The sequence below is a fragment of the Citrobacter sp. C13 genome, assembly GCF_014596815.2.
Taxonomy (GTDB): domain Bacteria; phylum Pseudomonadota; class Gammaproteobacteria; order Enterobacterales; family Enterobacteriaceae; genus Citrobacter; species Citrobacter portucalensis.
Genome location: NZ_CP115024.1, coordinates 3,208,382 through 3,228,164, shown reverse-complemented (window position 1 = coordinate 3,228,164; position 19,783 = coordinate 3,208,382). Strand labels below are relative to the sequence as shown.

Genomic DNA, 19,783 nt, shown 5'->3' with positions numbered 1-19,783 from the left:
GGCTATATTATATAGCTATTGCTAAAACGTTAATTTTTTGTGCCCACGCAACTCTGGTTTACAATGAGCGCTCTCTAATCAGATGCCGTTAACGCGTCACAGTAACGAGGAAGCAGAATGAGTCGTCGCGCAGGTATGCCAACAACAAAAAAAGTGACGCAATTGGTGAATGTCGAAGAACACGTTGAAGGATTTCGTCAGGTCCGGGAGGCGCATCGCCGCGAACTGATTGATGACTACGTAGAGCTGATTTCCGATCTCATTATTGAGGTGGGTGAAGCGCGCCAGGTGGATATGGCAGCGCGACTTGGGGTTTCTCAGCCGACGGTTGCTAAAATGCTTAAGCGCCTTGCTTCAGTCGGATTGATTGAAATGATTCCGTGGCGTGGGGTGTTTTTAACCGCAGAAGGTGAACGACTAGCCCAGGAGAGCCGGGAACGTCATCAGATTGTGGAAAATTTCCTGTTGATGTTAGGTATCAGCCCGGAAATTGCCCGTCGCGACGCGGAGGGGATGGAGCATCACGTCAGTAAGGAAACGCTGGAGGCTTTTAGCCGGTTTACGCAACAGCAAGGAACTGGCTCTGAATGAGTTTTCCTTTATTACGTGCCTTACAGCGCGATCGTTTTTTCCAGCTGTTAATCATCGTTGGGGTTGTACTGAGTCTGTTCACGCCATTTACGCCCCGGTCCTGGCCAGGGGCGATTGACTGGCACACGATTATCACGCTTAGCGGCCTGATGTTACTGACCAAAGGCGTAGAGCTAAGCGGTTATTTCGATGTGTTAGGGCGCAAGATGACCCGCCGCTTCAAAACAGAGCGCCAGCTGGCGATATTTATGGTGCTGGCGGCGGCGTTGTTGTCGACGTTTCTGACCAACGACGTTGCATTGTTTATTGTTGTTCCGCTAACCATCGCGCTGAAAAAATTATGTGCCATTCCGGTGAATCGCCTGATTATCTTTGAGGCGCTGGCGGTAAATGCCGGATCGTTGCTCACGCCAATAGGCAATCCACAAAACATTCTGATGTGGGGACGCTCAGGCTTATCGTTTACCGCGTTTACCTGGCAAATGGCGCCGCTTGCGGGGGCCATGATGCTGACGCTGGTGGTGCTGTGCTGGTTCAGTTTCCCGCCTAAAGCGTTGCACTATCATACCGGTACGCGCGCACCTGACTGGCAACCACGCCTGGTATGGAGCTGTCTGGCGCTGTATATCGTCTTCCTTGCGGCGCTGGAGTTAAAGCAAGAGCTGTGGGGGCTGGCGATTGTGGCGGCAGGGTTCATGGTGCTGGCGCGTCGCGTGATCCTCAGCGTGGACTGGACGTTGCTGTTAGTGTTTATGGCGATGTTCATTGATGTGCATTTGCTGACGCAGCTCCCGGCCTTGCAGGGGATTACCCACCAGATTGGCACGCTCTCAGCACCGGGACTTTGGTTAACGGCTATTGGCTTGTCGCAGTTTATCAGTAATGTGCCCAGTACGATTTTGCTGCTGAACTATGTCCCGCCGACGCTGCTGCTGGCCTGGGCGGTTAATGTGGGCGGCTTTGGGCTGTTGCCGGGATCGCTGGCGAATCTCATTGCGTTACGGATGGCAAACGACCGACGGATCTGGTGGCGTTTTCATTGGTATTCGGTACCGATGCTGATATGGGCGGCGCTGGTGGGGTATGGTTTGCTGCTGTTGATGTAACTGATGTGGTGTGCCGGATGGCGGCTGGCGCCTAATCCGGCCTACTGCGTTGGTAGGCCCGATAAGCATAGCGCCATCGGGCATATATAGCAGATTAGTTCAGACGAACCGGCATACCTGAACGGTTCTGTACCGCCTGCTCAACGACGGCCTGATCGACGTCAGACTGGCCGGTGATGCTGGTAATGCTCTTGGTCAGGGTAATCGGTACGATTTCTCCGCCTTCGAACTGTGCTTCAGTCGTAGACAGTGGGTTATGTACTTCGATGTAACGGCTGCCGTCTGGTTCGGTAGTGGCTTTTACCGGCTCATCGATAAACTGTACGCGGGTGCCGACTGGCACATTTTCAAACAGGAATTTGATGTCGTCGTTACGCAGACGCACGCAACCGTGGCTGACGCGTAAGCCGACGCCGAAGTTAGCATTGGTGCCGTGGATGGCATACAGGCGACCGATATACAGCGCGTACAGACCCATCGGGTTATCCGGACCCGCCGGAACAACGGCTGGCAGCGGCTCGCCTGCAGCGCGGTATTCCGCATGCATTTTCGCCGTTGGCGTCCAGGTTGGGCCCGCTTTTTTACGTTCTACTTTGGTGGTCCAGTTGATTGGCGTGTCTTTGCCCAGCTGGCCGATACCGATTGGCAGAACAATTACGGTGTTGGTGCCTTTCGGGTAGTAGTACAGACGCATTTCAGCGCTGTTGATAACAATACCTTCATGCACAGTATCCGGCAGGATCAACTGCTGAGGAATGTTCAGCACGGTGCCGCCTTTCGGCAGGAAGGTATCCACGCCCGGGTTGGCTTCCAGCATGTTAGACAGACCCATCTGGTACTCTGCCGCATAGTATTCCAGCGGCTGGGTGTTGCCTTCAGGAATGGTGATAACCTGGTTTTGGCCAATTAAACGACTACCATCGGTAGGCAGCGGGTACGTGACGGCTGAAGCAGTGTTACAAAAACCAACTACCGCGAGCGCCGCCGCGAAAAGCGTTGTCAATTTCATATTCATTTTTGCGAGATTCTGAAGCCAAGCAGGCTAGTGGGTTGAGATTTATGTAGTGTTGGGCACGCATTATATGTGCATTCTGAGCAACAAGGAATTCGGATGTGTACTAAATCACATTTTTTTCCTTTTGCTTTCACTTTATCTGTGCAGCATGAACGGCGCGATCTTATTGCAGACTTATGGCATAATAAGCGGTTTGTCACATATTTCTTTCTCTTTCAGGATACGCCTGTGTTAGTTTCCAGCAACGTCACTATGCAGTTCGGCAGTAAGCCGCTGTTTGAAAATATTTCCGTCAAGTTTGGCGGCGGCAATCGTTACGGCCTGATTGGCGCGAACGGTAGCGGTAAATCCACCTTTATGAAAATTCTCGGCGGCGACCTCGAACCGACGCTGGGTAACGTTTCACTCGATCCGAACGAGCGCATCGGTAAGCTGCGTCAGGATCAGTTCGCCTTTGAAGAGTTCACCGTGCTTGACACCGTTATTATGGGTCATGCTGAACTGTGGGAAGTGAAGCAGGAACGCGACCGTATCTACGGCCTGGCCGAGATGAGCGAAGAAGACGGCTATAAAGTGGCTGACCTCGAAGTTCAGTATGGCGAAATGGACGGCTACTCTGCGGAAGCGCGTGCGGGTGAACTGCTGCTGGGCGTAGGCATTCCGGTAGAACAGCATTACGGCCCGATGAGCGAAGTCGCGCCCGGCTGGAAGCTGCGTGTGCTTCTGGCGCAGGCGCTGTTCTCTAACCCGGACATTCTGCTGCTCGACGAACCAACGAACAACCTGGATATCGACACTATCCGCTGGCTGGAGCAGACGCTGAACGAGCGTGACAGCACCATGATCATCATTTCGCACGACCGTCACTTCCTGAACATGGTCTGTACGCACATGGCGGATCTGGACTACGGCGAACTGCGTGTTTATCCGGGTAACTACGACGAATACATGACGGCGGCAACCCAGGCGCGTGAACGTCTGCTGGCCGATAACGCCAAGAAGAAAGCACAGATTGCCGATCTGCAATCCTTCGTCAGCCGCTTTAGCGCCAACGCATCTAAATCTCGACAGGCGACTTCTCGTGCGCGTCAGATTGATAAGATTAAGCTCGACGAAGTGAAAGCGTCCAGCCGTCAGAACCCGTTCATCCGCTTCGAACAGGATAAGAAACTGTTCCGTAACGCGCTGGAAGTCGAAGCGCTGGCGAAAGGTTTTGATGAAGGTCCGCTGTTTAAAAACTTCAACCTGCTGCTGGAAGTAGGGGAGAAGGTTGCCATTATTGGTGCCAACGGCGTGGGTAAATCCACCATGCTGAAAACGTTGGTTGGCGATTTGCAGCCGGACAACGGTACCGTTAAGTGGTCTGAAAACGCCCAGGTCGGTTACTACGCCCAGGATCATGAATACGAGTTCGAAAACGATCTGACTGTTTTCGAATGGATGAGTCAGTGGAAACAAGAAGGCGATGATGAGCAGGTAGTACGTAGCTTCCTTGGTCGTCTGCTGTTCAGCCAGGACGATATCAAGAAACCTGCGAAAGTGCTCTCCGGTGGTGAAAAAGGACGCATGCTGTTCGGTAAACTGATGATGCAGAAACCGAATATCCTGGTTATGGATGAACCGACCAACCACCTGGATATGGAATCTATCGAGTCGCTGAACATGGCGCTGGAAATGTACCAGGGCACGCTGATCTTCGTTTCTCACGACCGTGAGTTCGTCAGCTCGCTGGCAACCCGCGTGATTGAAATTACGCCAGAACGTGTAATTGACTTCACCGGTAACTACGAAGATTACCTGCGTAGCAAAGGCGTCGAATAATTATCCCGTCGTTCTCGTGTTACAGGTGTGATGGTTGCACCTGTAACACGGGATACTTAGGGATAAGGGTATATAAAATTAAACAATCCCCAGCGCGCGTTTACCGTGGATATTCAAATCCTCCAGCGTGAAGCGTCCTTCCCAGTTAGTTTCATAATCCTCCCGTGGAAAATCACCCGGCGACGTACCCTTTTCCAGTGCGACCTTCACTTTGTGGGCGTAGGCCAGATTCTTTTCGCACATCGGTGCGGCAGGAATGTACATCACGTTACCCCAACCCTGCTGATTTTCCACCGGTGCGACGGAGTGAATCACATCACAATGCCACCAGACGGAGTCTCCGGCGTCCAGTTGTGGAATGCTGGTTAACGCTTCAATCAGCAGCGGATGCCATTGCGTGGAAATCGGCAGCACCCGGCCGGGCGCGACGCCGCAAAGTTCATCTTCTGGCACATCGTCAAGCAATGGGCGTAACAGTACATACGCCATCGCTTCAGGGATCGGGACCACATGCAACAATCCCTGACCTGGCAGCATATCGGACAGTGCAGTCCAGCCCTGGAAGGTACGGAATACCGAACATTTGGTGGTGTTATCCACCGTGTACTCTTCTACCTCGGTGCGATGCGCCGCCTGCCACGGATCGTAATCTTCCAGATTGCCATTGAATACATGAGCAAAGACCTGCTGATATGCCGGAAGAAGCCAGCGTTCCAGCGCGCCGGAATCCGTATGCGCGCCCAGCCCTTTGGACGTGGTTCCCGGCGGTCGACGGCGAATGCGGTCAGGGTAAATAACGCTGACATCCGGGTTAAACCATTGTTTACCTTCGCTTGTAAAGGTCCACAAACGATTGAGAAACGACTGTGCATTGGCCATTTCTTCACTCTGGCGGGCCTGCATCTGCGCCTGGGACCAGTAGATGGGGTAGATTTCAGGTCGTGATGCGCTCAGGGTACCGAAGAAATTATCGCCTGGTCCTTTATAGACGTCGTCAAAGTGGTTGCGGTCCAGATAGTCCAGCATTGAGCTGTCCCAGCCGAGAGCCTGTTCGCGAGGGAAATGACCTTTAATAACCGCGCATCCGCGACGCTTAATTTCTTCACGCTGCTCTGCATTTACGTGGCCAGCTTTGATATCTGCATAAGATATCACTGGCCACACCGGGGCTCCCTGTGCTTTGAGGGCGTTGATTTCTGCCACGCGGGCGGCGATAGCGTCGCTCAACTGATTGAAGATCAACTGAACATCCCCAAGCTGTGCCCGCAGTTGCCGTTTCATCTGCCGGATTGCCGCTTTGTGATCGGCGGGCAGCGTGTCGCTGGTAAAAGTAAAAGCCATATCCACCTCGCATTAACTTTCATTCGAAACAAAAATAACTTACAGATGATAATATAAGTTAAAGTTTAGTTAACGCAAGTTTAAAACTTGATGGAGTGAGCAAAATGGAAAAAGAGTGAAAACCGGGATGAGGGATACCCCGGTTGGCAGGATTAGACGTTAAAAGGGGAGGTGTTATCCAGCACTGCCTGAATTACGTTCAGCGCGCCCTGATGGTTGTTGTCGTCGGTCTGATAGCGAGCAATCGCTTTAATACTCTCTGCCGCGTTGGCCATGGCGAAAGAGTAGTGCGCCATTTTCAGCATTTCCGCGTCGTTGCCGCTATCGCCAATGGCGACTACGTTTTGCGGTGACAGGTTCCAGCGTTTAAGCAGGCGGCTGATCCCGTTGGCTTTATGTAAGCCCGGAATGATCAGATCGATAAACCCGAAGCCGCTGGTGACGGGCTTCATGATGCCGTCCAGCGCAGCATGCAGGTGATCGATAACCAATGGGATTTGTTGGTCCGGTAAATTTAGCGAGAACTTGAACAGTACATCGTCGATATCCTGATAATCTTTTACAGGTTTCAGGCGATGGTAGTGTTTTGACATCAATGCGACAAAGGACTCCGGCGCATTTTCGCTAACGTAAGCGCTTTGCAGCCCACAAGCCACAAAGTTGAGCTGCTTATCTTTTAGCAGTTCACCAATGACAATACGGGACTCGTGGCGGGTTAGCTCGCCGTGAAATAGCTGTTTGCCATGTTCAAAAACTAACGCCCCGTTCTCGGCGACAAAGGAAATTTCCTCTTTGAGCTCCGGGAAAAAGGAGATCAACTGGTAATACTGGTTGCCGCTGGCCACGACAAATTCAATATTTCGTTTTTTTAGTTCCTGATACTGCGCCATAAAACGTGCACGATCGTATTTCTTGGCGTCGTCGAGAAAAGTTCCGTCCATATCGGTGACGATAACTTTGATGGTCATAAAGATATGCTCCTGGCGATTACTGCAACCAGAAACATTCTAATAACAATGTGACCTGTAGCACAAATTTAATTTCGAATGAAAGTAAAAAGCCGGGTGGTAGCTTCGCCTTACCCGGCTACGGGGAGAATCGTTGTAGGCCGGATAAGCGTCAGCGCATCCGGCAATGGGGAGGGTAGCGTGCCGGATGGTGGTGCGGAATCTCATCCGGCCGACAATATTGTTTACAGCATATGTTCAGTACGCGCGATGATGTCGTCTTGCGCATCCGGAGAAAGCGCAGTGAAGAAGGCGGAATAACCTGCTACACGGACCACCAGGTCACGATATTGATCCGGGTGTTTTTTGGCTTCCAGCAGCGTTTCACGGGAGACAATGTTGTACTGAATATGCCAGCCTTTGTGCTCTTCGAAGAAGGTGCGCAGCAGGATCATCAGCTTTTGCTTATCGGATTCATTTTCCAGCGTGGCCGGGTTGAGCTTCTGATTTAACAGCACGCCGCCAAGAATCGAACCGGTCGGCAGTTTACCCACCGAACCAATTACCGCCGTTGGGCCGAGATGGTCCGTACCGGAAGCCGGACTGGCGCCTTCTGCCAGTGGAGTGTGTGCTTTACGGCCATCCGGCGTTGCCATCGTTGCTGCGCCAAAAGGCACGTTTGCAGAAATAGACGAGGTCCCGGCGTAGTAATTGCCGCCAACCGGGCCACGTCCGTAACGCGGATTATGATACTGTTTCAGTTCATCGATATAGGTCTGATAAGCGCGGGCCAGCAGCGTATCAACGCTATCGTCATCGTTACCGTATTTCGGCGCGCCGTTGATCAGTCGTTGGCGTAACTGCTCATGGGTCAGACCGTCAAAATCATCGGCCAGCGCGGCGGCCAGCTGTTGTTGACCGATAGCGCCCTGTTCAAAGACCAGTTTCTTCACTGCAGCCAGGCTGTTACCGAGGTTGGCAATACCCACCTGCAAACCCGATACCCAGTCATACTTCGCGCCGCCTTGCTTAATGCTTTTCGCCCGCTCAATGCAGTCGTCTACCAGCGCGGAGCACAGAATATCGTGCACGTTCTCTTCCAGCATGGTATCGACGACATACTCAATTTCGATGGATTTACGCGTGTAGTAGCGGATCTGTGTATCCCAGGCGTCCATCACTTCGTCGAAATTGTTGAAGTTACCGGCTGAGAGCGCTTTTTCCTGTGGCAGAAAGACTTTGCCACTGGTGGCATCGCGCCCACCTTCCAGTGCCGCCAGCATCACGCGGGCAAAGTTAATAAAGCTCATGCCGGTGCAACGATAGCCCCATTTCCCGCCAACAGCAGTTTCGATACATCCAATAGCCGCATAGTCATAGGCGTCCTGCGGTTCAATGCCCAGCTTAATGAATTCCGGTATGACGATTTCATCGTTGTTAAAGGCGGGCATCCCGAAGCCGCAGCGGATCACCTGCACGCAGGCATCGAGGAAGTCATTACTCATCCCCGCGTGATAACGCACGCTCAGGTTTGGCTGCGTAGAACGCAGGCGGCCGCAGGACTCCAGAATGGCGTAGGAGAGCGGGTTGACGGCATCCATCGGCTGACCGTTGACCAGGTTTTGACCACCAATGGTCACGTTCTGATACAGCGGACTGCCCGCCGAGGCTTTCGAATGGGAGCCGGAACGGATTTTGTTCACTTCCAGCAGTTTTAACCAGCAGCTGTGCAACAGTTCAATAGCGTGCTCACGATCAAGGCTCTGGTTCAGTTCGACGTCGCGACGATAGAATGGGTAGAGGTATTGATCCATACGACCAAACGACACCGAGTGACCGTTAGATTCAATTTGCAGGATCAACTGGATGAAATAGCACAGCTGCAGCGCCTGCCAGAATGTTTTTGGCGGCTCATGGGCGATAACATCACAGTTTTCCGCCATGGTCAGCAGTTCATCTCGACGACTGGCGCGAGTTTCTGTGGATGCCATTTTACGTGCCAGCGCGGCAAAGCGCTCAATGTGCAGGCTGACGGCCTCCAGCACGATATCTATCGCTTTCAGGAACTGATCGCCATGGAGGTCTTCCAGACATGTCAGATTGATGCGGGAGCGACGTTCATCGACTTTGTGACGCAGGCCGTCGAGACCTTTTTCCAGCAGCAGCGGGAAGTTTACCGCCAGGTGCGCGTCGCCGGAGGTCATGTTACCTTCGGCTTTGATAATGCCGGTTTCCAGCAGCCCTTTCTGCTCATCAGTGAACATCCCGTAGCAGCGATCCTGCACGGTTTGACCACGCCACCATGGGCACACCTCATGCAATACACGTTTGTTCTCTTCGCTTACCGCAAATCCTGCACCCGGTCTGTCGGCGAGGTCGTCGATCTCTTTTTCAATCCAGGAGACGGTGTATTCCGGGAAAATAGGCGCGGCACGCACTTCGCTTGCCTGGTTACCAATGATCAGTTCGTCATGTTTGATCCAGATGGTGCGTTCCGCCAGATGATGGGCTAGTGCCAGTGCGCGACGTACCGGGATAGGCTTATCCAGGTGTTGCTGATACATCTCGGTATAGTGCTGGGCGCGCTCGGTACAAACCGGTGGTTTCACGATGTGGATCAGGGCCGTTTTATGCGCTTTGATACGGTCGCTGAGTGTGTCCAGTTTCAGAGTGGTCATGGCGATTATCCTCGTAGGGTCGCGGTTAAACCTTTAAGGCTGGCGTACTGCTGGGCAAATTCGAGCAGTGCTGGCGCATCAAGCGGTTTATCCGGTGCGTTGTAGGGTTGACTGAGTAAGTGGTATTTGTTGATGCCCAGGGTGTGGTAGGGCAAGAAATGGATCTCACCGACGTGAAGCTCATCGGCGGCAAAATCGGTAATGGCCTGAATAGCAGCTTCGTCTGCGTTGAATCCCTGAATCAGCGGCACGCGGATAATCATTTTTTTACCGGCGGCGGCCAGTTTTTTTAGATTTTCCAGTACGCGAGAGGCGCTGCCATCGGTCCATTGTTTAAACGGCGCATCCGCCACGTGTTTTAGATCGGCCAGAAATAGATCGAAGTCAGGTAATGATGGTTCAATATACTTCCACGGGACATGCAGACAGGTTTCCACTGCGGTATGAATGCCGGCGTCGTGGCTGGCCTTGAGTAACGCTGCCGCCAGCTCTGGCTGCATAAACGGTTCGCCGCCGGACAGGGTGAGGCCCCCTCCGCTGCGATCGTAAAACGGTTTATCACGCAATACGGTCGCCATGATGTCGTCCACGCTTTTTACCTCTCCACAGACGGTTAACGCCTGAGTCGGACAGCAGTCGGTCAGCGCTGCGAGGACGTCATCGGTCAGTTTTTCGCGATGAATAAGTAATCCGCCCAGCGCCCGTTCAATCACCGCGGGTGCAGCCTGAGCACAGAGATCGCAACCGTCAAGGCACAAACGCGCGTCATAAAGCAGGTCCTGCGTGCGGGCGCGGCTTTCCGGATTCTGGCACCACCGACAGCCCAGGGAGCATCCCTTAAGGAACACCACGGTACGAATACCGGGACCATCATGTGTGGAATAGCGCTGGATATTGAAAATCATAAGCGGCCTCATTTCTTTCGTATAAAGATTAAATTACTTTCGAATGAAAGTTATATTGACATGCGTCAACTAACCGTGAGGTTTCGCCGTGCTACCTTTTATTCATGCTAATTATTCGTTTGAGGAAAGGTTATGGAACTCTATTTAGATACGTCTGATGTTGATGCGGTAAAAGCTCTGGCGCGCATTTTCCCGCTGGCTGGGGTGACCACTAACCCGAGCATTGTGGCGGCAGGGAATCAGACGCTGGAAGTACTACTGCCGCAACTGCAGGAAGCGATGGGAGGGCAAGGCCGTCTGTTTGCTCAGGTGATGGCGACCACCGCCGAAGGGATGGTCAGCGATGCGCGTAAGCTGCGGGCAATCATTGCTGATATCGTGGTCAAAGTGCCAGTGACAGCAGAAGGTCTGGCTGCTATAAAATTGCTCAAAGAAGAAGGGATCCCGACGTTGGGTACTGCGGTATACGGTGCAGCTCAAGGGTTATTAGCTGCTCTGGCGGGTGCGGAATACGTTGCGCCCTACGTTAACCGCGTGGATGCGCAAGGAGGGGATGGCATTCAGACGGTGACCGACCTGCAGACGTTACTGAAAATGCATGCCCCGCACGCCAAAGTACTGGCAGCCAGTTTTAAAACGCCGCGTCAGGCGCTGGATTGTCTGCTGGCGGGCTGCGAGTCCATCACGCTACCGCTGGATGTTGCTCAGCAGATGATTAGCTCTCCGGCAGTTGATGCTGCCGTCGCGAAGTTTGAGCATGACTGGCAGAGCGCATTTGGACGCACGTCGATCTGATGCTGTTACCGGATGGCGCTAACGCTTACCCGGCCTACGTTGGAGCCGTTGTAGGTCGGGTAAGGCGAAGCCGTCACCCGACTTTTTTACTGCCCGCAAACCTCACACCCCGGGTTGCGCATTAGCTTCATTTCGCGAAACTGGCAGGTCATGGCGTCGTACATGACGATTTTTCCAGACGCCGGTTTACCATAGTTTGCCAGCAACTTAATGGCCTCCATCGCCTGTAACGAGCCAATCACGCCGATCAGCGGGGCCATCACTCCTGCCTCGACGCAGGTCAGGGCGTTTTCACCGAACAGACGACTCAGGCAACGGTAGCATGGCTCTCCTTCCTGATACGTAAAGACGGTAATTTGTCCTTCCATGCGAATTGCCGCCCCAGAAACCAACGGAACCCTGGCGGCGAAGCATCCGGCATTAAGCTGATTGCGGATGCTGACGTTATCCGTACAGTCCAGCACCAAATCGTGCTCGGCGATCAGCGCGTGAATCTGGTTTTCTTCCAGCAGCGCATTCACTGGCGTAATGGCGATGTAAGGGTTAATCCGCGCCAGTGCGTCGCGGGCGGAGAGCACTTTGGGCTGTCCAACGGTCGCATCGCTGTGCAGCGTCTGGCGTTGGAGGTTTGACACTGAGACCGTGTCAAAGTCGAGCAGGGTTAAATGCCCGACGCCAGCGCCCGCAAGGTACTGGGTTGCTGCGCATCCCAGCCCCCCCAGACCAACGACCAGTACCCGCGCATCTTTGAGCGCTTCCTGACCTTCGAAATCGAAGCCGCGCAGAATGATTTGCCGGTTATAGCGCATCATCTCCTGGTCGCTGAGTTCTGCCATTACAGGCCTCCAAACAGTGCGTTAAACGGCTCGACCTCAACCCATTCTCCGGCCTCAACGTTACCGCGATCGCGCTCCAGCACGATAAAGCAGTTGCCCTGGCTAAAGGAGCTAAAAATATGCGAGCCCTGGTGTCCGGTGGTGGTGACTTCCAGTTCGCCTTCCGCGGTACGCTGCAATACACCACGTTGAAAATCCAGACGCCCTGGCGTTTTCTTCAGGCGTGAGGCGGTGCGCACGCGCTGGTGCGGAGGTAACCCACAGGCGGTGTTTCCGCTGAGTTTCGCCAGCAGCGGTTGCACCAGCTGATAAAAGGTGAGGGCTGCAGACACCGGGTTACCCGGCAGGCCGCAAAACCAGCTGTTGCTCAGTTTACCAAACGCGAACGGTTTACCCGGTTTGATGGCCAGCTTCCAGAAGGCAATTTCTCCCAGCTCTTCCAGAATGGTTTTGGTGTAATCCGCTTCGCCTACCGAAACGCCGCCAGAGCTGATGACGACGTCGGCCTGGCTGTCGGCTTCGATAAATGCGGCTCGCAGCGCGTTGGGATCGTCGCGAATAATTCCTAAGTTGATCACTTCGCAGCCCAACTGCTGCAGCATCAGGTGAACGGTCAGACGGTTTGTGTCATAAATCTGCCCGTCGCCCAGCGGTTGACCCGGCAGTTGCAGCTCATCACCGGTGGAGAACAACGCCACGCGAACTTTGCGAACGACCGGTACTTCGGCAATGCCGAGTGAGGCCAGAACCGGAAGCTCGGCGGTTGTCAGACGAGTTCCGGTGGGGAATACCACCGCGCCGTTTGCGATATCTTCACCGCGCAGACGAATATTTTGTCCGCTGCGGACCTCGGCGGTAAAACGTACACCGTCGTCAGTTTGTTCCGTTTGCTCCTGCATCACCACCGCTTCACAACCGGCAGGCACCGGGGCACCGGTCATAATGCGGATGCAGGTTCCCGCAGGCCACTCGCCGTGGAATGGTTGACCAGCAAAGGCTTTGCCAGCCACCGCAAGAGGCTGGTCTGATTGTAAATCGGCTAATCGCACCGCATAGCCATCCATTGCCGAGTTATCGAATCCCGGCACATCAATCGGGGAGATGACGTCGGTGGCCAGAATGCGGCCAAAGCATTGAACCAGCGGCAGCGTTTCGACGGCGGTGAGTGGGGTAATACGCGAAAGCATCTGAGAGAGAGCCGTTTCAAGCGGCATCAGTCCGGCGGTAAATTCCATGAGAAGACTCCTGCGGGGCAAAATCGAATCTGCTCATTATGTCAGAAAATGGACGCGGACAGTATGCTACCTCAGGCTTAGGATCCGATCTGAGACAGGTTTTCTGCCAGAGAATAGCGCTACAGGAAAAATGCAGTATAGACTCATTATTTCTGCTTTTTTCCAGGAGGCTAAATGGCTGCGATTATCCCAAATTCAATTCGACAACAGGTGAATGCCGCCAGTGCACTGATTGCGCGGATTATCGAGGGCGACCTGGTTGCTGTTCATTTGTATGGCTCTGCTGTTGAAGGTGGCTTAAAGCCCCAAAGCGATATCGATTTACTGGTTACCATTAGGCAGCCACTGAATACCCGGCAAAGAAAAGATCTGATGCAGGGTTTTCTGGAAATATCAGCACCGCCTGGCAGCGTTGATAACTATCGGGCGCTGGAAGTGACCATCGTGGTCTATTCACAACTTGTGCCGTGGCGATTCCCTCCGTTAAGAGAAATGCAATTTGGCGAATGGTTGCGTGACGATATTCGCGCGGGAATTGTTGAACCGACACAGCTGGATCCTGATCTTTCCATTCTGCTGACCCAGGCCCGGCGCGCCAGCGTAGCGTTGTTCGGTGAACCCGCTGAGACGTTATTCAACGTCATCCCTTTTAGCGATGTCGTGCAAACATTTCGGCATATCCTTGATATGTGGCAGAAACCGGGCGATTTAGAGGGTGACGAGCGAAATATCATCCTTACTCTGGCGCGTATTTGGTACAGCGTAGTTACGGGCAATATTGTCGCTAAAGATGAAGCCGCCTCCTGGCTTATACCGCAATTACCCGATGAGTATGCGGATACGCTGCAAGCCGCACGTGCGGAATACCTGGGGTTAACCAAAAAGAACTGGACTGCGTCTATGCCGTCTGTTGAACGCTTTGTGTTTTATGCAAAAAAACAGATTGCCGATCGGCTTGAATAATATATTCAACGATGTTGGAAGATACACTTTCTGTTTAACTCATTTAAATAACCTGATGGGATGGGGCGTGAGGTACGGGCCTTTACCTTTACATGACGTCTGCATCTTTCTATATTCAAAAATCGAATCAATAAGTCACAGAAATTCTGATATTTATAACCCCGGTACCTGCCACCTAATGGACGAAAAAAATGGGTAAAGCAGTCATTGCAATTCACGGCGGCGCAGGGGCTATCACCCGTTCGCAGCTGAGTCAGGAGCAAGAGTTGCGTTATATTCAGGCGCTGTCGGATATCGTTGAAACCGGCCAGCGGATGCTAGAGGACGGTCGTAGCGCACTGGATGTGGTGACCGAAGCCGTGCGCTTACTGGAAGAGTGTCCGTTGTTTAATGCCGGAATTGGCGCGGTATATACCCGTGATGAAACCCATGAACTGGATGCCTGCGTGATGGACGGTAACACGCTTAATGCGGGAGCCGTCGCCGGAGTCAGCCATTTACGCAATCCGATTCTCGCGGCGCGCCTGGTAATGGAACATAGCCCACACGTCATGATGATAGGTGAAGGGGCTGAGAACTTTGCCATTGCGCAGGGTATGGAACGCGTATCAGCGGATATTTTCTCTACGCCAGAACGCTATGCTCAACTGCTGGCGGCGCGAACCGCGGGTGAAACGGTGCTGGACCATAGCGCGAGCCCGCTGGATGAAAACAACAAAATGGGTACCGTGGGGGCGGTCGCGTTAGATATGTTTGGCAATCTGGCGGCCGCAACATCGACCGGTGGAATGACCAACAAATTACCGGGGCGGGTGGGTGACAGTCCGTTGGTCGGCGCAGGCTGTTATGCCAATAACGCAAGTGTGGCAGTCTCCTGCACCGGAACCGGGGAAGTCTTTATTCGTGCGCTGGCGGCCTATGACATTGCGGCGTTGATGGATTACGGCGGCCTGAGTTTATCGGAGGCGTGTGAACGCGTAGTAATGGAAAAATTACCGGCGCTCGGTGGCAGCGGCGGTTTAATTGCTATCGATCATGAGGGCAATGTCGCCTTGCCGTTTAATAGCGAAGGCATGTACCGCGCCTGGGGATACGCAGGCGATACGCCAACCACCGGTATTTATCGGGAAAAAGGAGATAGCGTTGCCACACAGTGATGAGCTTGATGCCAGCGACGTGCTGGCAGTCAACAATCTGAATATTGCCTTTGAACAGGAGCAGCAGCGTGTCAGCGCAGTGCGTAATCTGACATTTCGCCTGAAGCGTGGCGAAACGCTGGCGATCGTGGGCGAATCCGGTTCAGGAAAATCGGTAACAGCCTTGTCGCTGATGCGTCTGATTGAACAGGCCGGCGGCGAGGTGAGCTGCGATGAAATGCTGCTACGACGCCGTAACCGACAGGTTATTGAGCTGGGTGAACAGAGCGCATCACAAATGCGTCACGTGCGCGGTGCGGATATCGCGATGATCTTCCAGGAGCCTATGACATCGCTCAATCCGGTGTTTACCGTGGGCGAGCAGATTGCCGAGTCTATACGCTTGCACCAGGGCGCCAGCCATGAAGAGGCGATGGTAGAAGCGAAGCGAATGCTCGATCAGGTGCGTATCCCCGAGGCGAAGGCGATTTTATCGCGATATCCACACCAGCTTTCCGGCGGTATGCGCCAGCGGGTGATGATCGCCATGGCACTGTCGTGTCGCCCTGCGGTTTTAATCGCCGATGAGCCGACGACCGCGCTGGATGTCACCATTCAGGCGCAGATCCTGCAACTGATAAAAGTGTTGCAGCAGGATATGTCGATGGGAGTGATCTTCATTACCCACGATATGGGCGTTGTGGCGGATATTGCCGACCGCGTGCTGGTGATGTATCAGGGCGAGGCGGTAGAAACCGGCAGCGTTGAGCAGATTTTTCACGCTCCCCAGCATCCTTATACCAAAGCGCTGCTGGCCGCCGTGCCACAGCTTGGGGCTATGAACGGGCATGAGCTTCCGCGCCGTTTCCCGCTTATTTCATTGCAGGATCCCAGTCATGTAGAACCGCAGACCGAGCAGGACACCGTGGTTGAAGGCGAGCCTATTCTGCGGGTACGAAATTTGGTGACGCGTTTTCCTCTGCGCAGCGGCATTCTAAATCGCGTGACTCGCGAGGTGCATGCAGTGGAAAACGTCAGTTTTGACCTGTGGCCGGGAGAAACGCTCTCGCTGGTGGGGGAGTCAGGCTGCGGGAAATCCACCACCGGGCGGGCGCTGCTGCGCCTGGTTGAGTCTCAGCGTGGGGAAATCATTTTCAACGGACAGCGTATTGATACCCTTGCTGCCAGCAAGTTGCAGCCGCTGCGTCGGGATATTCAGTTTATCTTCCAGGATCCGTATGCCTCGCTCGATCCGCGCCAGACTGTGGGATATTCCATTCTGGAGCCGCTACGGGTACATGGATTATTGCAGGGCGATGCGGGGTCAAAACGGGTTGCATGGTTGTTGGAACGTGTAGGCTTGCTACCTGAGCATGCCTGGCGCTATCCGCATGAGTTTTCCGGCGGTCAGCGTCAGCGTATCTGTATTGCACGGGCATTGGCGCTCAATCCCAAAGTGATTATTGCCGATGAATCTGTCTCGGCGCTGGATGTTTCAATTCGTGGGCAAATCATCAACCTGATGCTCGACCTGCAGCGAGAATTGGGTATCGCATATCTGTTTATTTCCCACGATATGGCGGTAGTGGAACGGATCAGTCACCGTGTGGCGGTGATGTATCTGGGGCAGATCGTTGAGATAGGCACCCGGCGGGCGGTGTTTGAAAATCCGCAACATCCGTACACTCGCAAGCTGATGGCGGCAGTTCCGGTCGCCGATCCATCTCATCACCGTCCCCAGCGCGTGCTGTTGTCGGACGATATCCCCAGCAATATTCGCAAACGTGGCGAAGAGATTTCCCCCGTTTCGCTCCAGTTAGTTGGTCCGGGGCATTATGTTGCGCGTGGGCAACCAGAAAATGCGCTTTCGCGTTTATAACAGGCAGGCAGGGTTTAAGGAGAATAACATGACAAAAATTGTTGCTCGAAAATGGCTGGTTGCTGTGGGAGTGGTCTCTGCACTGGCCGCATCGCCTGGCTGGGCCGCCAAAGATGTGGTGGTGGCGGTGGGATCCAATTTCACGACGCTCGACCCCTATGACGCGAATGACACGTTGTCGCAGGCGGTAGCGAAGTCGTTTTATCAGGGGTTGTTTGGCCTTGATAAAGAGATGAAACTGAAAAATGTGCTCGCGGAGAGTTATACGGTTTCTGATGATGGGCTGACCTATACCCTTAAGCTGCGTCAGGGGGTGAAGTTTCAGGATGGCACCGACTTCAACGCCGATGCGGTTAAAGCTAACCTCGATCGGGCCAGTAACCCGGAAAACCATCTGAAACGTTACAACCTGTATAAGAATATCGATAAAACCGAAGTCGTCGATCCGTCGACGGTGAAGATTACGCTGAAACAGCCGTTCTCTGCCTTTATCAATATTCTGGCGCACCCGGCAACGGTGATGATTTCTCCCGCCGCGCTGGAGAAATACGGTAAGGAGATCGGTTTCCATCCTGTGGGGACCGGGCCGTACCAGCTTGATACCTGGAATCAGACGGATTTTGTGAAGGTTAAGAAGTTCGCGGGCTACTGGCAGCAAGGGCTGCCAAAGCTGGATACGATTACCTGGCGTCCGGTGACCGACAACAACACGCGTGCAGCCATGCTACAAACTGGGGAAGCGCAGTTTGCCTTCCCAATCCCTTACGAGCAGGCGGCGTTACTGGCGAAGAACAAAAACCTGGAACTGGTGGCCAGTCCGTCTATTATGCAGCGTTATATCAGCATGAACGTCACGCAAAAACCGTTCGACAACCCAAAAGTGCGTGAAGCGCTGAACTATGCCATCAACCGCCAGGCGCTGGTGAAAGTGGCTTTTGCTGGTTACGCGACGCCGGCAACCGGCGTTCTCCCCCCGTCGATAGCCTATGCGCAAAGCTATACGCCGTGGCCCTACGACCCGGCGAAAGCGCGCGAACTGCTGAAAGAAGCAGGTTATCCGAACGGTTTTACCACTACGCTATGGTCTTCGCATAACCACAGTACCGCGCAGAAAGTGCTGCAATTTACCCAGCAGCAGCTGGCGCAGGTGGGCATTAAGGCTCAGGTTACAGCGATGGATGCTGGTCAGCGCGCCGCGGAAGTGGAAGGGAAAGCGCAGAAAGAGAGCGGGGTACGGATGTTCTACACCGGCTGGTCGGCGTCTACGGGTGAAGCTGACTGGGCGCTGTCACCGCTGTTTGCATCACAAAACTGGCCGCCAACTCTGTTTAACACGGCGTTCTACAGCAATAAGCAGGTGGACAGTGATTTATCGGCAGCGTTGCAAACTAACGATCCGGCGCAGAAAGCGAAGCTGTACAAAGACGCGCAGGATATTATCTGGAAAGAGTCGCCGTGGATCCCGCTGGTAGTGGAAAAACTGATTTCGGCGCACAGCACCAGGTTGACCGGATTCTGGATCATGCCGGATACCGGATTTAGCTTTGATGATGCGGATTTAAAATAAGCTATTCATTCGGCCCCGCAGCCCAGGGGCCGGCGAAGGGAGCGTGATGCTTAACTATGTTTTCAAGCGCCTGCTGGGGTTGATTCCAACTCTGTTGATTGTTGCGGTGCTGGTATTTTTATTTGTTCATCTGCTACCCGGCGATCCGGCCCGGCTGATTGCCGGACCGGAAGCTGACGCCGAGGTGATTGAACTGGTGCGCAAGCAGCTGGGTCTGGACCAGCCGCTGCATGTTCAGTTCTGGCATTACATGACCAACGTGTTGCAGGGCGATTTTGGCACGTCGATGGTTTCTCGTCGCCCGGTTTCTGAAGAGATAGCCAGTCGTTTTATGCCATCACTATGGCTGACTATTGCCAGTATGGCGTGGGCGGTATTGTTTGGTATGACGGCGGGGATCATTGCTGCCGTATGGCGAAATCGTTGGCCGGACAGATTAAGCATGACGCTGGCGGTCACCGGGATCTCGTTCCCGGCGTTTGCGCTTGGCATGCTGCTGATGCAGATATTCTCCGTTGAGCTCGGTTGGTTACCCACCGTTGGCGCTGACACCTGGATGCACTATATCCTCCCGTCTATTACGCTGGGCGCGGCGGTGGCTGCGGTGTTAGCCCGATTTACTCGCGCCTCGTTTGTTGATGTGCTCAGCGAAGATTATATGCGTACCGCGCGCGCTAAAGGGGTGAGTGAAACCTGGGTGGTGTTAAAACATGGTCTGCGTAATGCGATGATCCCGGTGGTCACCATGATGGGACTACAGTTTGGCTTTTTGCTTGGTGGATCAATCGTGGTTGAGAAGGTGTTCAACTGGCCAGGGCTTGGGCGACTGTTGGTGGACTCCGTCGAAATGCGCGACTACCCGGTGATTCAGGCCGAGGTACTGTTGTTTTCTCTGGAATTTATTCTTATTAACTTAGTGGTGGATGTGCTCTACGCTGCCATTAATCCGGCTATCAGGTACAAGTAAG

At 53.7% G+C, this 19,783-nt stretch carries 16 protein-coding genes; 9 read left to right on the top strand and 7 right to left on the bottom strand.

Annotated elements, in window-relative coordinates:
* Positions 1-117: 117 nt before the first annotated feature.
* Both mntR and IB222_RS15560 read left to right on the top strand, forming a co-directional pair.
* Positions 118-591 (top strand): manganese-binding transcriptional regulator MntR, encoded by a 474-nt coding sequence (gene mntR / locus IB222_RS15565; protein WP_003831586.1) that lies wholly within the window; start codon positions 118-120, stop codon positions 589-591.
* Positions 588-1,697 carry an anion transporter gene (locus IB222_RS15560; RefSeq protein WP_149384171.1) on the top strand — a complete coding sequence of 370 codons (1,110 nt, stop codon included), beginning with the start codon at positions 588-590 and terminating at the stop codon, positions 1,695-1,697. Before mntR ends, IB222_RS15560 begins: the two co-directional genes overlap by 4 nt.
* Positions 1,698-1,791: 94 nt before the next feature.
* On the opposite strand, the gene ldtB is transcribed toward IB222_RS15560, so the two are convergent.
* Positions 1,792-2,712, bottom strand: coding sequence for a L,D-transpeptidase (ldtB, locus tag IB222_RS15555; protein WP_063940654.1), 921 nt, complete (start codon positions 2,710-2,712; stop codon positions 1,792-1,794).
* Between the two features lie 228 nt (positions 2,713-2,940).
* On the opposite strand from ldtB, the gene IB222_RS15550 reads away from it, so the two are divergent.
* Entirely contained in the window at positions 2,941-4,533 is a 1,593-nt protein-coding gene (locus IB222_RS15550; protein ID WP_032934551.1) for an ABC-F family ATPase, read from the top strand.
* A 78-nt stretch (positions 4,534-4,611) separates the two neighbouring features.
* On the opposite strand, the gene IB222_RS15545 is transcribed toward IB222_RS15550, so the two are convergent.
* From IB222_RS15545 to IB222_RS15530, 4 genes are all read right to left on the bottom strand, one after another.
* Positions 4,612-5,874: a DUF1479 domain-containing protein gene (locus IB222_RS15545; protein ID WP_149384172.1), complete on the bottom strand. Its 1,263-nt coding sequence runs from the start codon at positions 5,872-5,874 to the stop codon at positions 4,612-4,614.
* A gap of 152 nt (positions 5,875-6,026) precedes the next feature.
* Positions 6,027-6,842: a Cof-type HAD-IIB family hydrolase gene (locus IB222_RS15540; protein WP_126318719.1), complete on the bottom strand. Its 816-nt coding sequence runs from the start codon at positions 6,840-6,842 to the stop codon at positions 6,027-6,029.
* A 224-nt stretch (positions 6,843-7,066) separates the two neighbouring features.
* A complete protein-coding gene (locus IB222_RS15535) occupies positions 7,067-9,499 on the bottom strand; it encodes a glycyl radical protein (protein WP_003831600.1) in 2,433 nt (810 codons plus the stop codon).
* 5 nt (positions 9,500-9,504) lie between these two features.
* The gene (locus IB222_RS15530) at positions 9,505-10,404 is read right to left on the bottom strand and encodes a glycyl-radical enzyme activating protein (RefSeq protein ID WP_149384173.1); all 900 of its coding nucleotides are present in this window, start codon (positions 10,402-10,404) and stop codon (positions 9,505-9,507) included.
* 132 nt (positions 10,405-10,536) lie between these two features.
* Here IB222_RS15530 and fsa point away from each other — a divergent pair, with 132 nt between their 5' ends.
* Positions 10,537-11,199 carry a fructose-6-phosphate aldolase gene (gene fsa, locus IB222_RS15525; RefSeq protein ID WP_003836983.1) on the top strand — a complete coding sequence of 221 codons (663 nt, stop codon included), beginning with the start codon at positions 10,537-10,539 and terminating at the stop codon, positions 11,197-11,199.
* Between the two features lie 86 nt (positions 11,200-11,285).
* On the opposite strand, the gene moeB is transcribed toward fsa, so the two are convergent.
* Both moeB and moeA read right to left on the bottom strand, forming a co-directional pair.
* On the bottom strand, positions 11,286-12,035 hold the full coding sequence (gene moeB / locus IB222_RS15520; RefSeq protein ID WP_003831603.1) for a molybdopterin-synthase adenylyltransferase MoeB: 750 nt from the start codon (positions 12,033-12,035) through the stop codon (positions 11,286-11,288).
* Positions 12,035-13,270 carry a molybdopterin molybdotransferase MoeA gene (gene moeA, locus IB222_RS15515; protein ID WP_148362194.1) on the bottom strand — a complete coding sequence of 412 codons (1,236 nt, stop codon included), beginning with the start codon at positions 13,268-13,270 and terminating at the stop codon, positions 12,035-12,037. Before moeA ends, moeB begins: the two co-directional genes overlap by 1 nt.
* A 174-nt stretch (positions 13,271-13,444) precedes the next feature.
* Here moeA and IB222_RS15510 point away from each other — a divergent pair, with 174 nt between their 5' ends.
* From IB222_RS15510 to gsiC, 5 genes are all read left to right on the top strand, one after another.
* Positions 13,445-14,233: an aminoglycoside adenylyltransferase family protein gene (locus tag IB222_RS15510; protein ID WP_148362193.1), complete on the top strand. Its 789-nt coding sequence runs from the start codon at positions 13,445-13,447 to the stop codon at positions 14,231-14,233.
* A gap of 191 nt (positions 14,234-14,424) precedes the next feature.
* Positions 14,425-15,390, top strand: a complete 966-nt coding sequence (gene iaaA / locus IB222_RS15505) for a beta-aspartyl-peptidase (protein WP_003836974.1) — start codon at positions 14,425-14,427, stop codon at positions 15,388-15,390.
* The gene (gsiA, locus tag IB222_RS15500; protein WP_149384174.1) at positions 15,377-17,248 is read left to right on the top strand and encodes a glutathione ABC transporter ATP-binding protein GsiA; all 1,872 of its coding nucleotides are present in this window, start codon (positions 15,377-15,379) and stop codon (positions 17,246-17,248) included. Before iaaA ends, gsiA begins: the two co-directional genes overlap by 14 nt.
* Before the next feature lie 28 nt (positions 17,249-17,276).
* On the top strand, positions 17,277-18,815 hold the full coding sequence (gene gsiB / locus IB222_RS15495; RefSeq protein ID WP_126318710.1) for a glutathione ABC transporter substrate-binding protein GsiB: 1,539 nt from the start codon (positions 17,277-17,279) through the stop codon (positions 18,813-18,815).
* 46 nt (positions 18,816-18,861) lie between these two features.
* Entirely contained in the window at positions 18,862-19,782 is a 921-nt protein-coding gene (gsiC, locus tag IB222_RS15490) for a glutathione ABC transporter permease GsiC (RefSeq protein WP_048235754.1), read from the top strand.
* Position 19,783: the final 1 nt, after the last annotated feature.

Excerpts from the sequence above, each read along its gene's own strand:
- gsiC (WP_048235754.1), top strand. The coding sequence starts at position 18,862 with ATGCTTAACTATGTTTTCAAGCGCCTGCTGGGGTTGATTCCAACTCTG.
- IB222_RS15530 (WP_149384173.1), bottom strand. The coding sequence starts at position 10,404 with ATGATTTTCAATATCCAGCGCTATTCCACACATGATGGTCCCGGTATT.
- ldtB (WP_063940654.1), bottom strand. The coding sequence starts at position 2,712 with ATGAATATGAAATTGACAACGCTTTTCGCGGCGGCGCTCGCGGTAGTT.
- IB222_RS15510 (WP_148362193.1), top strand. The coding sequence starts at position 13,445 with ATGGCTGCGATTATCCCAAATTCAATTCGACAACAGGTGAATGCCGCC.
- moeA (WP_148362194.1), bottom strand. The coding sequence starts at position 13,270 with ATGGAATTTACCGCCGGACTGATGCCGCTTGAAACGGCTCTCTCTCAG.
- IB222_RS15560 (WP_149384171.1), top strand. The coding sequence starts at position 588 with ATGAGTTTTCCTTTATTACGTGCCTTACAGCGCGATCGTTTTTTCCAG.
- mntR (WP_003831586.1), top strand. The coding sequence starts at position 118 with ATGAGTCGTCGCGCAGGTATGCCAACAACAAAAAAAGTGACGCAATTG.
- iaaA (WP_003836974.1), top strand. The coding sequence starts at position 14,425 with ATGGGTAAAGCAGTCATTGCAATTCACGGCGGCGCAGGGGCTATCACC.
- IB222_RS15535 (WP_003831600.1), bottom strand. The coding sequence starts at position 9,499 with ATGACCACTCTGAAACTGGACACACTCAGCGACCGTATCAAAGCGCAT.
- IB222_RS15540 (WP_126318719.1), bottom strand. The coding sequence starts at position 6,842 with ATGACCATCAAAGTTATCGTCACCGATATGGACGGAACTTTTCTCGAC.
- IB222_RS15545 (WP_149384172.1), bottom strand. The coding sequence starts at position 5,874 with ATGGCTTTTACTTTTACCAGCGACACGCTGCCCGCCGATCACAAAGCG.
- fsa (WP_003836983.1), top strand. The coding sequence starts at position 10,537 with ATGGAACTCTATTTAGATACGTCTGATGTTGATGCGGTAAAAGCTCTG.
- gsiB (WP_126318710.1), top strand. The coding sequence starts at position 17,277 with ATGACAAAAATTGTTGCTCGAAAATGGCTGGTTGCTGTGGGAGTGGTC.
- moeB (WP_003831603.1), bottom strand. The coding sequence starts at position 12,035 with ATGGCAGAACTCAGCGACCAGGAGATGATGCGCTATAACCGGCAAATC.